This window comes from Rhabdaerophilum sp. SD176 (assembly GCF_030143245.1).
Lineage (GTDB): Bacteria > Pseudomonadota > Alphaproteobacteria > Rhizobiales > Beijerinckiaceae > Rhabdaerophilum.
In genome coordinates this window covers 1-1,272 of record NZ_JARJNS010000020.1, presented here as the reverse complement: position 1 = coordinate 1,272, position 1,272 = coordinate 1, and the positions used below count along the sequence as shown (strand labels likewise).

At 61.6% G+C, this 1,272-nt stretch carries 1 protein-coding gene; it reads left to right on the top strand.

Annotated elements, in window-relative coordinates; all coding sequences use genetic code 11:
* The first annotated feature begins 64 nt into the window (after positions 1-64).
* Positions 65-1,254, top strand: a protein-coding gene (locus P0652_RS18710) for an IS3 family transposase (RefSeq protein ID WP_284180427.1) whose coding sequence is annotated in 2 segments (ribosomal slippage) — positions 65-314 and positions 314-1,254 — 1,191 coding nt in all. Because the reading frame shifts where the segments join, the coding sequence is not laid out codon by codon here.
* Positions 1,255-1,272: the final 18 nt, after the last annotated feature.

Here is a 1,272-nt window from a genome sequence, read left to right as displayed (position 1 = left end):
TGACGTTGCCCCTCTGACCTAATCCAGCTTGAAGTTCGTTCTGGCCGCATGAGGAGACCAGAACATGAAGCGCAGCCGGTTCAGCGAGGAGCAGATCATCGCGATCCTGAAGGAGCAGGAGGCGGGCGTGCCCGTCTCGGAGCTCTGCCGGAAGCATGGCGTCAGCGACGCCAGCATCTACAAATGGAAAGCCAAATACGGAGGCATGGACGTATCGGAAGCCAAGCGCCTGAAAGCGCTGGAGGACGAGAATGCGAAGCTCAAGCGGATGCTCGCGGACGCCATGCTCGACAATGTCGCGTTGAAGGATCTCCTGGGAAAGAAATGGTGACGCCCGCTGCCGAGCGGAAAGCTGTCGCGCATCTCGTGGAGAAGCACGGGATGAGCGAACGGCGGGCGTGTAAAGCCATCGGCTGCTGCCGCATGACGATCCGATATCAATCGAGCAGGCCCGATGACACTGTCCTTCGGGAGCGCATGCGCACGATTGCGCGTGAGCGTCGCCGCTTTGGCTACAGGCGCCTGCACGTGATGCTCAAGCGTGAGGGGCTGGCCGTGAACCACAAGAAGCTCTTCCGGCTCTATCGGGAGGAAAAGCTCTCCGTTCGGCGCCGTTGCGGCCGCAAGCGAGCCATTGGAACACGCGCCCCCATGCTGGTGCCGCTGCGGCCGAACGAGCGGTGGAGCCTCGACTTTGTCTCTGACCAGTTCACGGATGGGCGCCGCTTCCGCGTGCTCGCGATCGTCGATGATTGCACGCGCGAGAACCTGGCTCTGGTGGCGGATACATCGCTATCGGGGGTGCGCGTTGCCCGGGAGCTTGATCGGCTCATCGCAGAACGCGGGCGACCGCGAATGATTGTCAGTGATAACGGCAGCGAGTTCACCAGCAACGCCATCCTGGCATGGGCCGATCAGGCGCGTGTCGAGTGGCATTACATCGCTCCGGGTAAGCCGATGCAAAACGGCTTCATTGAATCCTTCAACGGTCGCCTGCGGGATGAGCTGCTCAACGAGATGCTGTTCTCATCCCTGAGCCACGCTCGAGCGGTTCTGGCCATCTGGCGAGCAGACTACAACGGCTCGCGGCCTCACTCGCAACTCGGATGGCAGACACCGGCCGAGTTCGCATCCACCTTCAACCCGCGTCGGGCTCTGGCGCTGCGCAATCTGAAAAGCTCCGCGCCATCGACCGCAGTATCACCCGCCCAGCAGGGCAATCCCAACCCCGGAAACGAACTCAGAACTGGATAAAACTTGGGGGCAACGTCA